Source organism: Microcoleus sp. K5-D4, assembly GCF_036704575.1.
Taxonomy (GTDB): Bacteria; Cyanobacteriota; Cyanobacteriia; order Cyanobacteriales; family Microcoleaceae; genus Microcoleus.
The window spans coordinates 1-20570 of sequence record NZ_JAUBSD010000065.1; the positions used below are offsets into that span (position 1 = coordinate 1).

A 20570-nucleotide genomic window follows, 5' to 3' on the forward strand; every position below is an offset into this window, starting at 1 on the left:
TACAATTATGAGTTAGCTTTCAGATCTAAAATTCAAAACCTTTAATTATAACATAGATTTTTTTTGCAAGAGGTCTACTGTTGACTCGATTTTATTATTCCGATGCAACCGGAAACGATATCACTTTTGCAGCCAAGCTATAAATTGGAGTTGGGAGGCAGGAGCCAGGAGCCAGGAGGAAAGAGTCAGAATGAAGGAGCCAGAAGAAGTGTTTTTACAAATATGAGATCCTCCCTAATTCCTGTTTATAAAAGGTGAACTATCCGCACTCTACTTTGGAAATGTGCGAGGTCGCACTCTACTTTCAACGGTTAACAGTCAACAGTCAACAGTCAACTATTATAGTTATTAGCAAGCGCGTGCTAATTACAGTGGAATATTGCCGAAAACAAATATCTGGGGTTTTACCCGTCGTGACAATTTATAATTGTAGCCAGACCAGATTACCAATTATTAACTACGATGTCTTTACAATCTATTAGCATTCCGCCCACAACGGATCGCAAACCTGTCGCTTTGATTGTCGCTTTGCATGGATGGGGTGCTAATGCTCGGGATTTGACTTCCTTAGCACCCTTTTTCAATTTGCCGGATTATCAGTTTGTGTTTCCCGATGCCCCCTTTCCCCATCCCCAGGTAACGAGCGGCAAAGCGTGGTATAACCTTCAAAGCAAAGACGCTCAGGGATTGGTAGAAAGCCGGCAATTGCTGAGGGAATTTTTGCTGTCTTTGGAAAGCAGCACGGGCGTGCCTTTGTCTCGCACTATTTTAGGTGGCTTTTCTCAAGGCGGAGCGATGACTCTAGATGTGGGATTGACTTTGCCCCTAGCTGGTTTAATTTGTCTGAGCGGTTATTTACACCAGATTTCGCCAGTTGCGGGGAGTGTTTTGCCACCTGTTTTAATCGTACACGGTACTCAAGATACTATTGTTCCCGTTAGTGCTGCTGTGCGATCGCGCGAGAGTTTGACGGCTTGGGGAGCTGCGGTGCAGTATCGAGAATTTAAAATGGGACACGAGATTCTGCCGGAAGTTATAGAGGTAATGCGAAGTTTTGTTGTAGAAACTGTGTCGAAATCTGATTAAAGGTTTAGTATATAGTATGGCGGAAGTCTCGGGCAGGGGAAAAAAATGAAAACTTTAACCAAAGCATCGCGCGATATTGCTGTACTTACTTCTCAGGACGTGGCAGAATTGGCTGTCCGTTTGGAAGTTGACGATTATACAGATCCTTTTGAGGGATTGAATGATTGGCATTTGTTGCGATCGCTTGCTTTTCAGCGGCCGGAGCTGGTTGAACCTTATCTCCACCTTCTGGATATGGAAGCCTACGACGAAGCATAGACTGAAAAATCTAGCTCAAAATTTTCGACGGAATTGAGGAAGAAGTTAGCAGCATATTTTGTTGCGGATTAAACAGATGAATTAGGGATTTTAGCCTGTTTTTATCTTAATTTCTTTCTTGATTCTTTTTTATGAAAAAATGACATGAAAGGCAGACGAATTTTAATCGGCGTTAGTGGCGGGATTGCGGCTTACAAAGTTTGCGAAGTAGTTTCAACTTTAGCCAAAGCTGGAGCGGAAGTTAAAGTTATTCTTACTGATGCGGCAGGGGAGTTTGTAACGCCTTTGACTTTTGCTACTCTGTGCCGCCATCCTGCTTTTACTGACAAAGATTTTTGGCAACCAAGTCACGGCCGCCCCCTGCATATTCAACTGGGAGAATGGGCGGAAGTTTTTGTGATTGCTCCTTTGACAGCTAATACTTTGGCTAAGTTGGCGGGGGGTTTTGCTGATAATTTGCTGACTAATACTGTCTTAGCTTCTACTTGCCCTATTTTGCTGGCACCGGCGATGAATACAGATATGTGGGAACAGCCGGCGGTGCAGCGGAATTGGCGGGAAGTGTTGAGTTATCGGCGCTATCATGCTGCGAATCCGGGGGCGGGAATGCTGGCGTGCGATCGCGCGGGTGTCGGCCGGATGGCAGAACCTTATGAGATTTTGCCTCATATTGAATCGCTGTTGTATGCGAAGGGCGATCGAGATTTAGCGGGCATTCGGGTGTTGATCAGTGCGGGAGGAACGCGGGAACACCTCGATCCGGTGCGGTTTATCGGCAATCCTTCCACGGGCAAAATGGGCATAGCTTTAGCGCAAGCTGCACAGCACCGCGGCGCTACAGTGACGCTGGTACACAGTATAACTGGCGAATTGCCGCTCTCAGGTGTGCGGGCGATCGCAGTTACGAGTGCACAAGAAATGCGGCAGGCGATGCTGCAATGCTTTCCCGATGCGGATTTGACGGTGATGGCGGCGGCGGTAGCGGATGTGAAACCTGCCGAGTACAGTAGTGAGAAACTTCCGAAGCGATCGCTCCCGAATTGTTTGCCTTTGGCACCAGTAGCGGATATTGTGGCAGAGTTGGGAAAATTGAAACAGCCGCACCAAAAATTAATCGGGTTTGCAGCACAAACTGGGGATATTGTCAAGCCAGCTTTGGAGAAATTGCGGGCAAAGAAACTGGATGTAATTGCCGCAAACCCGATCGATCGAATAGGTGCAGGTTTCGGCAGCAATACCAATCAAGCAATATTAATTAATGCCGCCGGCAAGCAAGTAGAAATAGCACCTTGCAGCAAGCTAGAAATGGCTCACCGATTGTTAGATTTTGTGAGGGAAGGGTGAAGGCGCGATTTACTCATTAACTCGGATTAATTACTACTGGTTCGGGCGATAATTGTGATTCCCCCAAATCCGTTGATTCCGAGTCAGCCGACAACTCAGTATCTGCGACAGTAATTTCTAGTTTAAATCCTAATGCTTCGAGCAATTCTACAAAGCTGTAAATTTCCGAACCGCCACTTGCTGTCAGGAGCTTGTCGAGTTTTTCCCATTGAAGTTGAGCTGACTCTGATAAATTGTTGAACTTTAGCCGAGAATCTACAACGTCTTTGAGTACCATTTGGAGCAATTTAGGTTCATCGCTGGCTTCTGTCAATGTCACCTCGATATAACCTGCTGCTTCTTGGGCATTTCTCAGAGATTCGATCAGAAATTCTTGGTAACTCCTACTCGTTGGTGCTTTCACGTCTTTCATAGTCTCTCCAATATTGAATAGCTTTGCCAATATCTCGCTCTTTCCTTTCTCTTATGTCCACCTATCAGCAGAAGTACAATTGTCAGCCCGACTTGGCCAAAGTAAAGCCGATATCCAGGGCCAGAGTCAATTTTGAGTTCAAAAACTCCTTCTCCCACGGACTTACAATCTCCTAGATTACCAGTCATGACTCGCTTCAGCCTTAACCCAATCCTATTTTTGCCTGTGGTATCCCGGAGCGAGTTATACCAATCTTCAAAAGGATTTGTCCCATCTGCTCTCAGGTAGTTGCGAATTTCCCTGGGCTGTACTTCCATGATTTTATCGTACTTGATTAACAATTTCTATCGTAAGGGCGATCGACACTGCATTAAGTGGGCAAATCATACTTAAGGCAGAGGTATTCGATCCGTTTTAAGCTAAACTTTGTGGCAGGAAACTTTGATTACAACAGGGCATTGTGAATGAATTTTAAATCGATCGCAAAAACCAATCTACTATTCGGCAGCCTGATAATTAGCCTCGGATTGCAATCACTTCCAGCAGCAGCGCAATCAGTCACCGACGCGCAAGTTTCCGCCCTTGTAGAAGCAATGCGACAAGCCGCACCGCCACAAACTGCAAATGACGGAATGTACAGTCAGTGGCAAGTTTTACCTGGCAATATTTCCCGCTGGGCAAAATTCTGTACCAAACAAGATTTAACACCCCAACAATTTGAGGCCGACGCGACAAAAGCCAAATCAATTGTTACCTGTATCGTGGGCGATTTGCTGCGCGACGAATACAAAGCTAGCAGCAACAATGAATTAACCGCTGTACGCCGCGCCGCTTGCTGGTGGATGACAGGGGACTCCGCAGCTTGCAAAAGTGGTGCAACTGCTACTTATGCGGATAAAGTTGTCAGCGTTTACCAGCAGCAGCGGGCTAAAAAGTAAGGTTTTTGCTGCGGGATTTAGCTTTTTTTGACCGCAGATGGACGCAGATGGTTTTGTGCTGATGGACAGATAATAGGAATTGGATATCAAATTCAATTATCCTATAAGCGCCAAAGATTCTTGAGAACATTAATCAGCTCTTTCTGTCGTCGAGCGATTACTTCTGGCGTCCATTCCTGTTCCCGCAGCACTTGGGTAGTAAGCACAAAGGGTGAAACGCCCGTTTTAGTAGTGAAATACTTCTGCTTTTTTACCTCAAAATCATAATTTTGGGCTAGACTGTTTTTCGCAGAAGATAGCAAAACTAAGTTTCCAAGACGATGCACATATTGCTCGCGCTCTTGCTGACTAGGAAACGACTTCATCCACTCACTATTAGGCCCTGGATTTTGGGGAAGTACGTGCTCGACAGTAATGTTGGAGAAGTTGTAAGATGCTTCACCTTCTGAGAGAGCAGCATCTAAGCGCAGCAAAACATAACGACGAATTTTTTGAATTAGGTAAAGGTCACTATCGAGGACTCTAAGGATATTGTTTGACTCTTCAGGAGTAAACTGGAGCGGTGAATTGGAATTGAATAAATCTTCCTCTTGCTCAATAGCAGTAAGCAATTTGCTGTAACGTTCAATGCGCTCATTGATATTGGCGCGGACAATCATTAAACCTGCAGCTAGACGGTCTAAATCTATAAAGAAACGCACCAAATTATCGGGGTTATTACGGTTGCGCGATAGGTAGAAAATGGCAGGTGGTATCCAGTCGAAATTATCAATTCTGTCTAAATATTTAAAGAGTTGATTTATTTCTTCTGCACGCCAAACGCTTTCATACCTTAAGTTCTGAATTTCCCAAAAAGCCTTAGCATACGGATCTAAAATTTCATCAATGAATTGCTGAGGCCCAGCCGCAGGATTGATGTTTTCCTGAAAATCTTTAAGGACGCTCTTGTTGAGTTTTTTCTTTTCCTTAATCATGCGAATATGAGAAAACAAATCTTTGAATAAGTCGCGTCCCAGCTCCTCCTCGGTATCTTCCCACTTTTTAGTATATTTTTCTTTTTGCCCTTCTGGTATTTTTCCAATAATCTCCGCTTTCAAGATATCAGTTAGGGAGAGATCCAATCCTCTGTTGTTCAATACAGAAAATATCCGATATGCAGAATCAAAGTCAGGCGTAGAAACCACTACCAAGAAGCACTGAGTAATGATGAACTGGGCAAGGCGTATACAGCACTGTTCGCCTATCGCCTGCAAACGTTGCAAGAATAAATGTGCATTTTCTTGAATCAGCTTCTGACTATCCATCAGCTCAGCACTGTTCAATTCTTTGAGCTTGTTAATACCACCTTCATTTTGAATATATGCCTTGAAAAAGTCTGCATCTCGCTCGCGCAAAGTCAGACGGTAACGATTAGGAGTACCCGCAATTAAACTGCCTCTTTGGTATAGAAAAGTGGTCAAGTCATTGGCGTGTTCTATTGGCAATGATGCCCTGAGAGCCGCTAGTAGTATCGTGAGCGTGGTTAGACGTTGCTGACCATCTACAATTTCAGCGGCTGGTTGCTCCGATTTAATCAAAACAATGCTGCCTAGAAAGTAGGGGTTGAGTTCATCAATCGTCTCGTTACCTTCTCCCAAGAATGTTAGCAGGTCTTCCAGCAGTTCCCCAGCTTCCTCCTTTGTCCAAGCATAGGGACGCTGGTAGAGGGGAATGGTGAACACAAAGTCATCGCTAAAAATTTTCTTAATGGGGTGTTCCTCACCCTTGATGCTGACACGGTTCATGCTTGGTTCCTGTGTTAGGTGTGGTTGGTAATTGCTTCCCGAAAGTCAATTTTCCCTGTTGCTAGAATACCATGCTCAAGCTTGGGAAGGCGAACTCTCAACTTAGCCTGTGGAGGCTGGTTTCATTCGTCCCGCTGTAGGCTTAAATCTGTGACTGAATTACCCATTTTCTGCCTGACTTCTCATCAACTTTTGCACGCTGGCTAAAGCCCGATTTAATTCATAACTCTTTCTTTCTGAATTCTGCAAAAAAGCCTGCTGTTCTTCTTCAATCATTAACACATCCTGCCGCACCAAACCATCTAATAACTTTTGAGCCGCGCCGAAACAACTATCTTTAATAAACCTGCGAAACCACACAGGCAATTTGTGCAGCCGCCAAAACGCATTTAATGAGGTAAAATGAATTAAATAAGCCCGAGTTGCCGTCTCGCTCACCGGACAAACCAAGCAGTAAATCTTAAAGTCGCTTCCCAAAGTTGAAACCCAGTGCGGGTAAACATAACTCACCTCCAGCGGTTCCGGGTGCAGTCGGCGCAGAGATTTAAAAAACAACTGAGAAATTGACCAAATTTTATCTATTTTGTAATAACTTTGTGCCTGATAGCGAGCAGTTACTTGATGCTCGTTTTCTTCTAAAGTATCTAACACCGGATTTGCCCAAGCTTGCCAATCATCGTGCAAGTGCCCGTGGTACATATCCATCAAGTTTTCAATTAAAAATGAATAGTGTGCCTGACAGTCGATAACTGAAACGGTGGCAATATAATTGAGATGTTCCCACTCTGGCAAATCCAGTAAATTAGTTTTTTCTGATTGCGTTTCGTCGCCAGGAAACAGCCAGATAAAACCGTTTTGTTCCTTGACTGGATAGGAGCGAATTTTGCAGTTAGGTAGCTTTTGATTTTCTGCTAAATAATCGACTTCAGTGCATTCTCCCCTTGCATTTAACCGCCATCCGTGGTAAGCACATTCGATCAAATCGCCTTTAACTTTGCCGTGGCTGAGTTTAACTTGCCGGTGCGGACATCTATCTTCTAAAGCGTTGATTTTACCTGCACTGTCGCGGAAAAGTACGATCGCCCGATTCCAGATTTTCGCAGCGACGGGCTGAGTTTGCACCTCGGTGGTGCGGGCGATCGCATACCAGCGATCGAGATTAATGCCCAACTGGCGGATATGAGTTTTTTCTCCCCTTGCAGCTACCGATTTTATCGCGTTGTTTTGCATTACAAATGTTCCCAAATTACGCCCATAAAACAACCCAATTTTACAAAATAACAGCCCGGAAAGCAACGACTGTAAATTTTTCTAAATTTCCGTTCTGACAAATACCTATCGCTAGCTAAATGCTTCAACCACCCAGGCGACAGTCTAAATTTTAATAATCTTAAAGCACTGCGAAATCCGTAGATGGAACAGTCGGGCATAAAATCTCTCGCTGCACCTAATATGTAGCCTAATGTAGCAGGTGTTTCCACTTCGGAAATATTATCTAAAAAAACTATTTTTCCGTGCGGATTTAACATTTTTTTTATTGCATTGAGGGCGGCGGGGAGGTTGGGCAGGTGGTGAAAAGTAGCAGCACTAACTATTAAATCAAATTTCCGCTCCAGCTCTAATTGACTGGCATCCATTTGGATGTATTCGATATTGGAAGCTGAGCGTTTTTGACTGGCGATTGCCAGCATTTTTGCTGACAAATCGACGGCGACAACATTATCGTAATACTGGGCTAATTCAAAAGCAAGAATTCCCGAACCGCAGCCAATATCTAATGCTGCACCTTTGCTGACCGATAGGTTGTTAATAAAAAAATCGTTCTGGTTTTGCAAGGTGGCAGCGAAATCGTATTCTGTTGCAAAAGCATCAAAGGTTACAGATTTATTGCGAATTTTGCGCTTATTATTTAGCATCTATTATTGCTTTATACTCATTCAATAATATTTTAACCGCATATCCACCCCCCTCAACGCAGATATTTTTTTGGTTTGCAAGCTCTGCCTTTTCCCCTCAGCGAAACCACCCCCGCAAACCGTAACTCATCTTAAAAAAAGAACGCAACTTTAGGAAACCTCTAAACCCTTATTGAATCAGTGATTTCCATTTCTTCAAATCTAAAATCTAAAATCTAAAATGGTATGACAGGGGGCGGGTTTCACCGAGGATACCAGCCGATAATTGACGATTTATAAAGCCCGCCCCGCTGGAAACTTTAGATTTTTAACACGCCTTCGGGATTCACCGTCAAGAGCGATCGCCTCTGCAAACCCTCCTGATATAAAATAGCATTAGCTGCCAACAAACCGCTGCTAACCGCCCTTTCCATTAAACCGCACGGAAACGGCATTTTCACCCAATCTCCCGCAAACAACAGATTGGGAACAGCGCAGCAAGTTTCTGGTCTTTCGGCATAACTACCGGGCGGATATCCAGAAAAATTCTTTTGATTTACCAATTCCCGGTGCAGCATATTTGCCTCTTTTAATTCCGGTACAATTTCGTACAATTCTTGCTCAAAAGTAGCCAGTAAAACTTCCTGGTTCGGAAATTCCTTCTCCTTGTAACAATAAGCGTGCAGTTCCACTACACTACCGCCAGTTTTCTGATTCCACTCGATGAACTGATCCTGAATTCGGTGGTAAAGCGTAATGCTGTCAGTCAGTTTGTAGCCGGAAAGCGAACTGAAATTGCTGTGTTCCCAGGGAAATTCGCGATCGAACCAAAAACGGCCCACCGCAAACGGATCGGCTATTTTCAAGCTCTCTATCCGACTCTGGACTTGCGGATTCACCTCACCGCTGGCTAAACTAAACAAATGCTGCATCCCCGGAACATCTGCCGCCAAAACATAGTAATCAGCCTTCAATGTTTCAGCCAAATTTTGCGGCTGCGATTGGTTAACCGCTACTGCTAACTGTACCTCATCAGCTTTTTCATCTACTACCTTAAATCGAGGCAAATCCCGTTGAGCAGGGCCGCTCACAACTCGCCCTTCGGCATCAAAAACTGCCCCGTGACAAGGACAGTGAAATTGACCGTCGTTTTGTTTCTGAACTGTGCAGCCTTGGTGAGTGCAGCTCAGAGAAATTGCCTCTTTTCCCGACGGTGCGGCGGCAAATACGCTGTCCCCAGCGCCGAAATATTCGGTAGAGTTGCTGTCAGTTAATAGCGCGTTTCGCTTCACCCAAAAAGGTATTTTACTTTGCAAGTCTCCAGACTGGTAACTCAGAGAATCAATCTTGCCGTTTTCCCAGCGAATTTCACTAACTGCGACATCTGTCAATATTTTGCCGCCTTTGCTTTCAATTGCTCTGGCAATAGGCTGCACCAAACTCGTACCCATATCTTGCCGCGTACCGTTGAAAGCCAAACCCTCTGGATTTCCAAAAAAGTAAAAGTGGAAAAATTGCATTAATTCTCCCGCGCTCAATTCGTCGGGAGCGTTGAGGCTGGACTTGGCAAAAGGCAGAAAGTACAAGTCATAAAGCCCGCGCGGAAATTCACCTTTTACCCAGTCGGCAACTGATATATTGTCGAGGCGATCGAAACTTTTTTGAGTTTGAAAACCGCCGATTTCTCGAAACACTTGCCAGTGAGCGGGTTTTGTTAGATTGATTCCCCACTTGAGCCGATTGGGAGAAGATATCCCCAAGTCAACTATATTCCAGGGAAAAGCTGAATGGTTGGGACGGAAAACTTCGGGCTTGTATTTTCCGTCTCGAAACACAACGGCGTAGGATTCTAAAGATACAAAATTATCGGTAATTTCTAGTTCTTCTACCACACTTTTGAGGTTGTAGTATTGCGGAAAAAAACCGTGGAAACCGTGTTCCATCATAAAAGTTTCGTTCCCGACTTGTATCGGCCAACTAGCAATTTTACCGCCGAGTTGGGGCGATTTGTCTAGCAGTGTCACGGCGAAACCCCGCTGACTGAGCTCGTAAGCACAGGCGAGCCCTGCCAAGCCTGCCCCTACAACTGCAACGGTTTTGCGGTTATTCAGCATTCGCGGCAAGTCAAGAGAATCTTGCACAAAAACGGTGGGCTCTGGCTTGGAAAATCGAGAGTAGCCCAGCAGCCCGCCTGCGGCACCGACTCCGAGGAATTTGAGGGCGGTTCTTCGAGAAACTGGTTGGGATAGCGGTGAATTGGTTGATTGACTCATCAGCGGTACGCGGTAACGGGCTTTAAACACAAATACGCCATAAGGCATATATCATAGACCGAAATCAGGATATGTGAAGAAATACTAAGACACATCCCCCAATCGGATCGCGATCGCACCGTGGCAAGTTCGATCGCACACAATGTATAGTGGAAGCAAGAAGGCTTTAGTTATTTAGGAGAAAAGAATAAAAAAGCGATCGACCGCATAGCGTAAAATTTTCTAAATAATTAAGTGTTTTTATTTATAACTTAGGAGTGTGTGTGATATCTGTCACACTTATTGGCTGGGCAAAAGTGCCATCAATTTTAGAGCTTTTAACCCCAGAATGATCGCGCGCTTCTTCCCCTGGCACGCAAAAAAATCGAACATCCCGCATTAATTTATCTTTCTCTACTCTTAGCCAGCGGCAATGATCCTAAAAGATTAGGAGATTGGCAAGCAAAATATCACATCAAAATCAGCTTCGGTGACTTGTACGAAGTAACCAGAAAGATATCCGATGCCCAACCATTTATCAGTAGAACTTTAACTAAGTTGGCGCGAAAAAACATAACTATTTTAAAATAAGTAAATACAGAGAATATATTTACTGAGGTAACTCAATATATCCGCGATCGATGCAGGGTATTCCTCACTTAGTACCAAGACAAAACCCGATTCAACCTGAGAACTGCCGATGTGCGACCAAAAGTCAAACGCGCCCGTAGAGGTAATACCGATTAAATGTACCTGGCTGCTATGTAAAAAACAGGACTTACTTGAAGAAACCGGGTTTTTGCGTAAGTCCTGTTTATGCAAAACTTCTGGATAATTTACAAAAATTTACATAAATGGTGAATTTCTTGGTGCGGGGACTCTGTTGGTACTGGTGTACACACCCTACGGCAGAGATTTGCTGTTGGTATTGAATGCTATAATCGTGCCGCGATCGCCAGCACAGTCAAAATTCCCACCCACCTCCCAACTTTTGCCAACTGCTGCCGCCAACGGCGCCCTTAACCGCCCCAAAATCATGCACTATCAATCCCAGCAGCAACGCCAAAAACACACGAGTCAGAAAAAAATTAAAAAAGCTATTTTTTACTGTTTGATAGCAATATTTTTCTGCTGGAGCACGGCGAACCTCGCTACAATTGCCCAAAACACAAACCAGGGCGGGCTTAACGGGCAAGAAATGAGAAACTTGCTCGATCGGGGCAACCTCACCGAAGCCGTAAACCGAATCGAAGAAAATTGGGAAGAAGACTATCAAAAATACTTTGAACAAGACTTTGAGACCCGTGCTAAAACCGCCGAAGCAATATCAAAAACTCTCTCCCGTCTAGCAGTTCAAACCAAGAAAAAACCCGCTTTAATTTATGCTATCCCACGCACCGACCAACTAGAATTAATCTTAATATTGCCCGATCGCCTCCCCATTCTCCGCAGCGTCCCCGAAGCCAAACAAGAGAAACTGCTCTCAGTAGTCAAAGAATTCGGCAGCGAAATCACCAACCCCGTAAAAATTAATACCACCACCTATCTAGAACCAGCCCAACAACTCTACAAATGGATAATTGCACCCCTAGAAACAGATTTGCAAACAGCAAAAATTGAAACCTTGCTGTTCTGCGTCGGCGAAGGTTTGCGAACCGTACCCCTAGCCGCAATGCACGACGGAAAGCAATTTCTGATCCAAAAATACAGCCTCGCCCGCATCCCCGCCTTCAAACTCACAGACAGCAATTACACCGACCTCAGAAACGTGCAAGTTCTAGCAATGGGAGCATCAGATTTCGCAGAAACGGCGAACAAAGAACCGCTGCCAGCAGTTCCATTAGAGCTAGGCGCGATCGCCCGACAGTGGCCCGGTCAATCCTTTCTCAACCAAGACTTCACCATAGTAAACTTGCAATCCCAGCGACTGCAACAAAAATACGGAATTATCCACCTGGCAACCCACGCCGAATTCCGCCCCGGAACCCCAAATAACTCCTACATTCAATTTTGGGACACCCAACTGGGCCTCGATCAAATGAGAGATTTAAAATGGAACAATCCGCCCCTCGAACTATTAGTATTAAGCGCGTGTAGAACCGCCTTGGGAGACAAAGAAGCAGAACTGGGATTTGCAGGTTTAGCACTGCAATCGGGAGCAAAATCAGCCCTCGCCAGCTTGTGGTACGTCAGCGATGCGGGGACTCTCGCCCTGATGACAGAGTTTTACCAGCAGTTAAGAATCCGCAGGCCAAACGACCCTCCAATCATTAAAGCTGAAGCAATGCGGCAAGCACAGATCGCCGCAATAGAAGGCAAAGTGACGATCGAAGGCGGTCAACTGCGAAGTGCGCGAGGCGACATTCCCTTGCCCCCGTCCATCCCCAAACTCGACAGCAAAGATTTATCCCATCCGTATTACTGGGCAGCTTTCAGCATTATCGGCAGTCCTTGGTAAGTGGGCCTCTTGACCGAAACTGGTGATAGGCTATAAAACATAAGTAATTTAATATCTGTAGCTGTCGCTCAACAAACCACCATCAACCTGTGACGAATCAAGCGGGAGCCTTCAAGGGGAAACAACAATGAAAAAATTAGAATTTTTGCTACAGAAAGAGGGCGATCGCGCCTGGTTGCCCCTAGAAACCTCCGACGTGGAAATTCTAGAAGGTAAATACCGTGTGGTTGCTCGCATTCAGCACCCCAACACCGACATCGAAATTCGCGTTACCCATACCTCCTTCGACCAAGGGGCGCAGCGAAAAGTCCAAAGCCGATCGGCCCGCACCAACCCCGAAGGATTAGTCGTGATCATTCCCTACACCAGGCTCAAACCCGGACTGTGGGAACTCTCCTGCTTGCCAGATCCCAAATCAACACCACTAAAACCTTGGCAGTACGGCGTTCAGTTGGAAGTATTGCCCGCAGAATCGGAAACCTCCGAACCCCTACCGCCGATCGACCAAATCGAACCTGCTGCTTCCACGGCAGCGCCACAAATCGCAGCACCAGTCGATCGCGCAGCCCCACAAATCGCAGCACCGATCGATCGCGCAGCCCCACAAATTGCAGCACCGGTCGATCGCGCAGCCTCACAAATTGCAGCACCGGTCGATCGCCCCGCACCAACCCAAATCGCAGCAGCCGATTCAGCACCCCAGCAAACCAAAATTTACCAATTCCCAATTCCCCAAACCCCCGAACCCAAACCGGGCGTCAAACTCGAACTCGTCCTCGATCGAGAAACCTTCGTCACCCAACTCGGTCGCCCATTAATCATTTCCGGCAAAATCGACATTCCCCAACCCCCCCAAAAAACCAGAAAAACAGCAACTCTCCTCCCCGAATCCGAAGCGAGAGAACTCAAACAACTCATCGGTTCCGCACAACTGCAAATTTACCTGCGCGACCCCCAAACCTCAAAAATTCTCGCAGAAATCCAGCAGCCGATGCCAGAACAAGTTCCCCCCTGCATCTTTGCCTGCGTCACCTACATCCCAACCGAATGCAAAAGCCGCCTAATTTTAGGAGAAGCAATTCTCAGCAGCGGCAGCGTCACCCTAGCCACCAAACTATTCACAATTACAGCCCGTTTAGAGCACCTTCTAGAGGAAATTAAAGACAATTTCATCGAAGAAAAGCATCAAGCCGAACCCTCCCCAACAGCCTCAAAACAGCCTGGGAGCCCCAAAAATCAATCCTTCCTCAAGCTAGTACAAAAATCTTTAGACCCTCCCTCCCCCGCCGAATCCCCAACCAAGGAAGCCCTACCCCCTCTACTGGCTTCACGTCACACCCCAAGTGCCGGCGGTCTAGAATTGCCCGCATTCGGTAACAAACTGCCCGACAGCAGCCGAGTGCAATTGCTCTCGGAAATCTCCAATTCGCCTCGAACTGCCCCAGAGTCGATCGACCCACAAACCAAAGCCTCAGACATCCCCAATCCCAATCAAACAGCCGAAATCGGAGCGATAGAGCAAAAACCCGAAAACAGCCCCGAATTAGAAACAACAGCCCCAGAAACCCAGCCAACACCCACAAAACACGCATTTCAAACCTTAAAAGTCGAAAGTCGATTTTGGTCGCGACTGAGTTCCCTAGCCAGCAACGGCGAATCCCCCGACTGGCTGAAAGCAACTACCCTGTCACCAACTCCAACAGCCGCCGCCAATAGCAGCGACGAAATTGCCGTTGTGGAAGAAAGCAGCCCAACCCAGCAGCAACCCGAAACGAGCGAAACAATTTCCGATCCCAAATCGACTAGCCCAGAAGCCAGAGAATTTGTCGTTTTTGACGAGCCCCCGCAGCCGAAACAAGTTGCTCAAAAAACCGCAACTGTCGCAGCCGAAGTAACTCCCCCAACTCCCTACGTTTTGCCAGAAGACGAGTTAGTACCGATGCCTATTTTGGAATTGCCGCGTGCCGAAATCCTCGCCGGCGGACCAGTAAAAGTGCAAGTGCAACTCCCGGAATTAATGCCCCGGATTTATGTAAAAGTTTGGGTTTACGATCGACAAACCTATCTGATTCTCGACGGGCCGCGCTGGATTACCGAATTTAAACCTAACGGGTTGGGAAACGTGCGAGCAAGTATCGAGTTAGAGATTCCCTACGGCTGCATGGAAGTCGAATTTGAGGCGATCGCCGTCGAAATGCAAACTCAGCGGGAAAGTCATAAAGTAAGTGTTCACCGCCAAGTTTTACCCCCAGCCGGCCCAACTTTACCTCTGGATGGGTAGCCAAAATCCGCGTGCATCCGCGTTGATCCGCTGACATCTGCGGTAAAAAAAGCCTCTTGACAAAAGACTCTTAGAAAAATCTGGATGTAGCGGCGAGAAATCGGGGAATATTTCCGCTTTCTCTCGCGCCCCAGTCCTAATCTACTTACCAGTCAACTGCCGAAACTTCTTCTTAAACTTATTCTTATACACGTAGATCGATCGCTGTAAATCCTCAACTTGCAGCGACATCTCGGCAGCCAAACCCGTGCGGTTCCAAACATCCTCCTCACACTTGCGGCGACAAAAATTCATCGGTTCCGAGTAAACTTTCCCACTAGATAAAGTCGGCTTCGGCCCGCACCAGTGAATCACCGTCGCCTGAGTGCGATCGCCCCCAGGCCCGCTTGACTCCATCGGAAAACGCTTCTTCACCCAATCCTGGTCAAAATCCGGCACCAACAACTGCATATCCACACTCTGCACCCGCAGCCGATTTTCTTGCGCCGCCCGGAAAATCATAAAGTTCAAAAACCCCATTTCTCCGTACTTAAATATCCCCGGATTTGCCGCCGTAAAATCTAAAATTTCTACGTATTCTTCCAAGCTAAAAACGCCGCGTTTTGCAAAAAAAGTACCTGTGCAGAAATAATTTGCTCGATATTTCGACCAGCTAAAACTGGGGAAATGCTTTTCAACGCCCGGAATGTCAAAGAAAAATTTTGAAACATCTGCATCGGAATTTTCCTGACAAGGTTGGTCTACAATAAAATCAAATTCTTGAAAATTAGCTAATTTGAGAACATCGCCCCAGACGATCGTATCGGCATCCAAAACCATAAAATTTGACCAAGGACTTTCCCAGAAAGCAATCATTTTAGTTTTTCCCCAACCAAAACTTCTTTTCCTGAGAACCTCTTCAGACACGGTTGTGCGATCGATCACCCGCACCCCATAGGACTTTTCCAAAGCACTCACAGAAAACGTACCGTCTATCAACAGACAAATCGGCACATCTCCCAGGAAATATCGGATGCTAGCACAGCAACCCTTAGCAAACAGATAATCTTGGTCGCAGCAGGCAATAATAATACCAAAGTCTTCCATAAACCCTCACTATTTTACTAACTTGCCTACCCACAGCTTTTCGGTTTTTTGTTCTGAAAGCAGCTCGATTTTCAAGTTTTGCATTTTCGCCAGCTTAGCACTAAACTTCTGCGATCGCCCGTAGACAAAAACATCGCTAAAACCACTAGGAATATTGGGTATAGTTGGTCTGTCAAACAACTGAACTCGACGCCGCGCTTCCGGGTCAAGCAACACCAATTGCAGCCGCATTTTCGGTTCTAACAAATGACTCATTGACAGTATATTTCCCAGGCTGACTTCCGAGATATCACTGACAAGCAGCGGCTTTGGAGAACGATCGATCCTGCGAGCAATTTCGGGATTTTCCCGGCCCCATTCCTTAGTCCACCAAGTCTCGGCTTGAGAACTAACGGCATTCGACAGCAAGCCGCCCGTTAACAGTACAACTGTCAAAACTTTCCACATTTGCCGTTTCCAGCTTGGCACGCCCAGCGCGGTAATTTTAGTCGCTAACAGGTAAGCAACAGCGATTTGCATCCCCAAATAAGTCGGAAATAGGTAGCGAGCTTTAGTCGAGCGGATTCCTCCTAATATAACATCCGGCAGCACGAGTGCCAGTGCTGTCACCGCCATCATCGTCACCACAAACAGCCAAACCTGTTTGCTCGTCTCCGAACACAGAAAATAAACTGCATACCCTACGATTGCCACTAAAATTAAAGTAGCTGCCATTAAAGCAATAAGATATATCGATCTAGCACTAGAACTTAGCCCCAAATCAAAAAAAACGCGACCGATATTTCCTGCCCAATTCTTAACTAAAGATAGCCTCTGACTTTCTAGATTTGCCCAACTTGTCGCCCCGGATGCTGCGCTTTTATTTATCAGTAAAATTACCATCCAAGGCAGAAATGCTAGCAACGATACGGCACTTGCGATCGAGTAACTCACTAGCTTTTTATTCAACGTAAAATCTTGATTTCCTACTAGATAAATTCCGTGTCCGAACGCAACTAATAAGCTAAATAAATGAGTATAAAATCCCAGAATATTTGCTACTGCGTAAATGCTCCAACTCAGCTTTGTTGGCAGCCGCATTGCTCGTAGCAGAGACGCACAAGAAAGCAAAATCAGCGCCGGCCACAAACTGTAGGGACGTGCTTCTTGAGCATAAAGCACGTGCAAGGGAGAAACTGCTAGCAATCCCACGGCTATCCACGCAACTTCCGGCGATGCAAACAATTCTCGGCACAGCCAGTACAGGGCAGGAAACGCTAACAAACTCATCCAAACTGAGAAACTTCTTATCGCCGCAGGAGAATCACCGAATAGTTTTGCCCAACACTTGACTGCCAGAAAATACAGTGGTGGCAGTTGAGGTTCTTCTATGGCCAAACTTTTAACAGTATCGCCAAAATTTTTTGTCGCATTCAGGCGCTGATATTTCATCAAATCTTTGGCTGCTACTAACTGACCGCTGCTTATTTCATGAAGAACTTCTGTTTGCGTGTATCCAGAAATCCGCAGGGAAGTAAATGCTTCATCGTACCAATAAAACTTGGTGTCGATGTTGACGAAGCGAAAGAAAAATCCTAATAGCAATAATACCACTACTAACAGCCGCAGTTTTGTTTTCATCCCAGTCAGAGATGGTGTAAAAAAATATAGATGGTACGCATCAATTTAACATACCATAGAAAGAGCGAGTGCATTGCCCAATCTATAGGTTGTTCGATCGCTCTCCCATAACTGCCGACATTTACTTGTGTTCTTAGCAAATTAAAACCGTCTTGGATGCAGTCCTTACTCTCATAAACTCGGTTTTTTAACTTCGAGCGATCGCCTAAAAGCAACTATTTGCGTTCCTCAAACCCTGTTGATGCGTCCAGGATGCCCGGAGAATCAATGGATACTTTGGCAGTGGCATAAATTACAGAGAAAATGTGCTTTGAGATCCCGAGGCTGTGCCAAAAAAATAACTGGTTGTCAAACGCAAGACAGCGAGGCCACAAAACTATAATTTCAGCTAACAGAGATTCAGTCGGCTGCGGCTGCCAGACCGCAAAAAAATTGTGTTAAAGTAACGGGAAATTAAATCCGCCGACGGCCCGTCTCAAAAAGGGCGATCGCCCTGGCAAGTCCCGACGGCAGCGGGCATCAAAAAACCAAAATTGGTCAAGCCTGAACTTTGGTTTGGATCGGGTAAATCTACCAGCCTTTAGGTCTCAGTTCCCCACTCATGGCGGGAAAATAGCCCCTGCCGGGTCGCGAGGTTTAAAGTGAGGTTAAAAAGCTTGACATTATAGGATATAAAGCTGTATAAGGGATGCGACAAGCAGCCACAATCCTACCTATAACTGTCTGTTAAGTCTGGCATAACCGAGGACTCTGGGCAGTTGTCAGTTAGAGGCAGATTGTGGTCGAACCTGTAGAACCAGTTGTCGATCGCCTACAGAGCAACTTAAGCAAATCTGGCGATCGACAGATGAAATTAGCACGTGATGGTATAATCAACTGTAATGTAATGTGGGCTTGACCTGAATTGATGCCGGGGCGGTATAAGGGCTGGGCCCCTACGTTCAAGCAGAAGTAGAGACGCCTACTGTGAATCAACAGTTATGGATAGGTTCTATTTTGGCAGTTATTGTCAACAGGCAAGCAACCACAAAAATTAGCAGTTGGGAATTGCTGCTCGTCGAGTTGAATAGAGTGTGAAGGTGTGAGGAAAATGAACAGAACTTTTTGGAATTTACTGCTAGTATCCCCGGCAATTCTGGGGCTATCATCAGTCATGAGTGCCACTGCGATCGCCGCAGAAGTGACCGCAACCGCTGAAGCCAACCAGCTAGCTACAGCTCAGTCATCTGAGTCAAAAATTGCAGAAATAGTTGGAGAAATAGTTGCAGAACCAGTTGCAGCAGCCCCTGCTGCCCCAGAAAACCTGGCTTTAAACAGCAGCGTCGAAGCGGCCCAAACCCCGGTCGTTAACGAAGCAGACGCTGAAAAACTCGCCTCAATCGAACCCGAAACCAGCGCAGCAGCACTGCCAACAACACTGCAAACAACAGGCAGCGACATCGAGTTAGCAGCCCCAATCGCTCCGGTCAGCGCCGCAGCACCGACTGAACCTCTAGCAGCAGCAGGCACAGCCGAATCCTCGCCCCAAGCATCAGACTTGGCAGAGCAAATCAGCCAGACAGACGCCCCTGGGAAAATTGAAGTGCCAGCAGTCGCCAGCACCCCAGCCACTAAGGTAGAAATTGCTCAGACACCAGCCGCCGGAATGGGGGGTCCCATCGTCCCTGTTGCTCCCCAAGCGCTGCCGGCCCAACCGTCGGGAACCATGTCCCAGGTGACATCAGTCACTCAGCTCTCCGACGTGCGCCCGACAGATTGGGCATTCCAAGCCCTGCAATCCCTAGTCGAACGCTACAGTTGTATCGTAGGTTATCCCGACGGCACCTACCGCGGCAACCGCGCCCTGACTCGCTACGAATTTGCAGCCGGCGTCAACGCTTGCTTAGACCAGATAACCCAACTCATTGGGTCAACAGGTAACTTAGTTACCCGAGACGACTTAGCTATCCTGCAACGCCTGCAAGAAGAATTTGCAGCCGAACTCGCTACCCTGCGCGGACGAGTAGACGGCCTAGAAGCTCGCACCGCAGAACTCGAAGCCAACCAGTTCTCCACCACCACCAAATTGGCTGGAGAAGCCATTTTTGCTGTCAGCGACACCTTCGTGGGAGATGGTATCCGCCTTGAGGACGATAGAACAGTCACCAACTTCGGCTACCGGGTGCGGTTGAACTTCAATACCAGCTTCACCGGTCGAGACTTGCTCAGAACCCGCTTGCAAGCCCTCAACGTCGCCAACTACTCAGCAGCAACAGCTACGGGTACTAACATGGCTCGCCTAGCTTTTGATGGAGCTGAGAACAGCAATTTCACACTAGACGAGTTGTACTATCGGTTCCCGATGGGTAAAGCTACAGTCTTTGTCGGTCCTAAAGGACTTGACCTAGATGAAATTGCAGACCAAGCTTCTACCTTTGGTAACTCTACGAGTAACGGTTCACTTTCCAGATTTGGAGTTCGCAACCCGGCTGTATTCCGCGGGCCGCAGGGAGCTGGCGCAAGTGTGAGTTTCAACTTGGGCAGCCTGCGAGCTACCGCAGGCTATCTTGCCGGTGACAGCGATGCTCCCAACCCAGCAGACGGTAGGGGCGTTTTCGACGGTTCTTTCAGCGCTCTGGGTCAGATCGGCTTTTTTAGCAGACCGTTTGACTTGGGCTTGACTTACACCCGGAAATACAATCGGGCAGGTGATGTTAACATCATGGGCGGCGTCGGCAGTGCCTTGGCTAACCGGCCCTTCGATCAATCACCCACCGCATCAGATAACTTTGGCGTGCAAGTTAACTTCAAACCCAGCAGTCGCTTTCAGATTGGCGGTTGGTACGGTTACACCAAGGCTGAACAACTGCGGGGCGGCAACAATGACGCTACCATCCAGAATGGTGCTATCACTGTGGCCCTGGGAGATTTTGCCAGACAAGGCAACGTCCTCGGCTTCGTCTTCGGTGTACCGCCAAAAGTTACCGAGAGTGATGTCGCCAGAAACCGCGACACCTCTTATCACTTAGAGGGTTTCTATCGCTTCCAAGTCAATGACTTTATTTCGGTGACACCGGGCGTCTATGTGATTCTGAATCCCGAACACAACGACAGAAACGACGATATCTGGGTCGGACTCCTCCGTACTACCTTTAGTTTCTAAGGTTTCCAGACATC

The 20570-nt window shown here is 46.8% G+C and carries 15 protein-coding genes; 7 read left to right on the plus strand and 8 right to left on the minus strand.

Annotated features, from left to right (window positions below; genetic code table 11):
• Positions 1 to 462: 462 nt before the first annotated feature.
• The 3 genes from QUA77_RS19325 to coaBC all read left to right on the plus strand — a co-directional run bounded on the left by QUA77_RS19325 (position 463) and on the right by coaBC (position 2688).
• Positions 463 to 1086, plus strand: a complete 624-nt coding sequence (locus QUA77_RS19325) for an alpha/beta hydrolase (RefSeq protein ID WP_333043033.1) — start codon at positions 463 to 465, stop codon at positions 1084 to 1086.
• Between the two features lie 45 nt (positions 1087 to 1131).
• The gene (gene isiD, locus QUA77_RS19330) at positions 1132 to 1344 is read left to right on the plus strand and encodes a protein IsiD (protein WP_006632739.1); all 213 of its coding nucleotides are present in this window, start codon (positions 1132 to 1134) and stop codon (positions 1342 to 1344) included.
• Between the two features lie 144 nt (positions 1345 to 1488).
• The gene (gene coaBC / locus QUA77_RS19335) at positions 1489 to 2688 is read left to right on the plus strand and encodes a bifunctional phosphopantothenoylcysteine decarboxylase/phosphopantothenate--cysteine ligase CoaBC (protein ID WP_333043034.1); all 1200 of its coding nucleotides are present in this window, start codon (positions 1489 to 1491) and stop codon (positions 2686 to 2688) included.
• 16 nt (positions 2689 to 2704) lie between these two features.
• On the opposite strand, the gene QUA77_RS19340 is transcribed toward coaBC, so the two are convergent.
• Positions 2705 to 3100 carry a transcriptional regulator gene (locus QUA77_RS19340; RefSeq protein WP_333451885.1) on the minus strand — a complete coding sequence of 132 codons (396 nt, stop codon included), beginning with the start codon at positions 3098 to 3100 and terminating at the stop codon, positions 2705 to 2707.
• Positions 3097 to 3417 carry a type II toxin-antitoxin system RelE/ParE family toxin gene (locus QUA77_RS19345; protein WP_333451887.1) on the minus strand — a complete coding sequence of 107 codons (321 nt, stop codon included), beginning with the start codon at positions 3415 to 3417 and terminating at the stop codon, positions 3097 to 3099. The genes QUA77_RS19340 and QUA77_RS19345 overlap by 4 nt, the downstream gene beginning before the upstream one ends.
• 147 nt (positions 3418 to 3564) lie before the next feature.
• Between QUA77_RS19345 and QUA77_RS19350 the strand changes: the two genes are divergently transcribed.
• On the plus strand, positions 3565 to 4038 hold the full coding sequence (locus tag QUA77_RS19350; RefSeq protein WP_333451889.1) for a hypothetical protein: 474 nt from the start codon (positions 3565 to 3567) through the stop codon (positions 4036 to 4038).
• A gap of 101 nt (positions 4039 to 4139) precedes the next feature.
• Here the strand turns inward: QUA77_RS19350 and QUA77_RS19355 are convergent, their stop codons facing one another.
• From QUA77_RS19355 to QUA77_RS19370, 4 genes are all read right to left on the minus strand, one after another.
• Complete coding sequence (locus QUA77_RS19355; protein WP_333451890.1) at positions 4140 to 5822, minus strand: DUF262 domain-containing HNH endonuclease family protein; 1683 nt, start codon at positions 5820 to 5822, stop codon at positions 4140 to 4142.
• A 159-nt stretch (positions 5823 to 5981) separates the two neighbouring features.
• Positions 5982 to 7052, minus strand: a complete 1071-nt coding sequence (locus QUA77_RS19360; RefSeq protein WP_333451892.1) for an aromatic ring-hydroxylating dioxygenase subunit alpha — start codon at positions 7050 to 7052, stop codon at positions 5982 to 5984.
• Complete coding sequence (locus tag QUA77_RS19365) at positions 7052 to 7738, minus strand: class I SAM-dependent methyltransferase (protein ID WP_333451894.1); 687 nt, start codon at positions 7736 to 7738, stop codon at positions 7052 to 7054. Before QUA77_RS19365 ends, QUA77_RS19360 begins: the two co-directional genes overlap by 1 nt.
• A gap of 299 nt (positions 7739 to 8037) precedes the next feature.
• A complete protein-coding gene (locus QUA77_RS19370) occupies positions 8038 to 9990 on the minus strand; it encodes an FAD-dependent oxidoreductase (protein WP_333451896.1) in 1953 nt (650 codons plus the stop codon).
• An 871-nt stretch (positions 9991 to 10861) separates the two neighbouring features.
• Between QUA77_RS19370 and QUA77_RS19375 the strand changes: the two genes are divergently transcribed.
• Together QUA77_RS19375 and QUA77_RS19380 are read left to right on the plus strand one after the other, a co-directional pair.
• Entirely contained in the window at positions 10862 to 12427 is a 1566-nt protein-coding gene (locus tag QUA77_RS19375; protein WP_333451898.1) for a CHAT domain-containing protein, read from the plus strand.
• A 127-nt stretch (positions 12428 to 12554) separates the two neighbouring features.
• Positions 12555 to 14708, plus strand: coding sequence for a hypothetical protein (locus QUA77_RS19380; protein WP_333451900.1), 2154 nt, complete (start codon positions 12555 to 12557; stop codon positions 14706 to 14708).
• Between the two features lie 141 nt (positions 14709 to 14849).
• Here the strand turns inward: QUA77_RS19380 and QUA77_RS19385 are convergent, their stop codons facing one another.
• Complete coding sequence (locus tag QUA77_RS19385; RefSeq protein WP_333451902.1) at positions 14850 to 15794, minus strand: hypothetical protein; 945 nt, start codon at positions 15792 to 15794, stop codon at positions 14850 to 14852.
• Positions 15795 to 15803: 9 nt separating this feature from the next.
• Positions 15804 to 17414, minus strand: a complete 1611-nt coding sequence (locus QUA77_RS19390; protein WP_333451903.1) for a glycosyltransferase family 39 protein — start codon at positions 17412 to 17414, stop codon at positions 15804 to 15806.
• 1090 nt (positions 17415 to 18504) lie between these two features.
• Here QUA77_RS19390 and QUA77_RS19395 point away from each other — a divergent pair.
• A complete protein-coding gene (locus tag QUA77_RS19395; protein ID WP_333451905.1) occupies positions 18505 to 20556 on the plus strand; it encodes an iron uptake porin in 2052 nt (683 codons plus the stop codon).
• Positions 20557 to 20570: the final 14 nt, after the last annotated feature.

Excerpts from the sequence above, each read along its gene's own strand:
- isiD (WP_006632739.1), top strand. The coding sequence starts at position 1,132 with ATGAAAACTTTAACCAAAGCATCGCGCGATATTGCTGTACTTACTTCT.
- QUA77_RS19365 (WP_333451894.1), bottom strand. The coding sequence starts at position 7,738 with ATGCTAAATAATAAGCGCAAAATTCGCAATAAATCTGTAACCTTTGAT.
- coaBC (WP_333043034.1), top strand. The coding sequence starts at position 1,489 with ATGAAAGGCAGACGAATTTTAATCGGCGTTAGTGGCGGGATTGCGGCT.
- QUA77_RS19370 (WP_333451896.1), bottom strand. The coding sequence starts at position 9,990 with ATGAGTCAATCAACCAATTCACCGCTATCCCAACCAGTTTCTCGAAGA.
- QUA77_RS19340 (WP_333451885.1), bottom strand. The coding sequence starts at position 3,100 with ATGAAAGACGTGAAAGCACCAACGAGTAGGAGTTACCAAGAATTTCTG.
- QUA77_RS19360 (WP_333451892.1), bottom strand. The coding sequence starts at position 7,052 with ATGCAAAACAACGCGATAAAATCGGTAGCTGCAAGGGGAGAAAAAACT.
- QUA77_RS19345 (WP_333451887.1), bottom strand. The coding sequence starts at position 3,417 with ATGGAAGTACAGCCCAGGGAAATTCGCAACTACCTGAGAGCAGATGGG.
- QUA77_RS19385 (WP_333451902.1), bottom strand. The coding sequence starts at position 15,794 with ATGGAAGACTTTGGTATTATTATTGCCTGCTGCGACCAAGATTATCTG.
- QUA77_RS19355 (WP_333451890.1), bottom strand. The coding sequence starts at position 5,822 with ATGAACCGTGTCAGCATCAAGGGTGAGGAACACCCCATTAAGAAAATT.
- QUA77_RS19395 (WP_333451905.1), top strand. The coding sequence starts at position 18,505 with ATGAACAGAACTTTTTGGAATTTACTGCTAGTATCCCCGGCAATTCTG.
- QUA77_RS19380 (WP_333451900.1), top strand. The coding sequence starts at position 12,555 with ATGAAAAAATTAGAATTTTTGCTACAGAAAGAGGGCGATCGCGCCTGG.
- QUA77_RS19325 (WP_333043033.1), top strand. The coding sequence starts at position 463 with ATGTCTTTACAATCTATTAGCATTCCGCCCACAACGGATCGCAAACCT.
- QUA77_RS19390 (WP_333451903.1), bottom strand. The coding sequence starts at position 17,414 with ATGAAAACAAAACTGCGGCTGTTAGTAGTGGTATTATTGCTATTAGGA.
- QUA77_RS19350 (WP_333451889.1), top strand. The coding sequence starts at position 3,565 with ATGAATTTTAAATCGATCGCAAAAACCAATCTACTATTCGGCAGCCTG.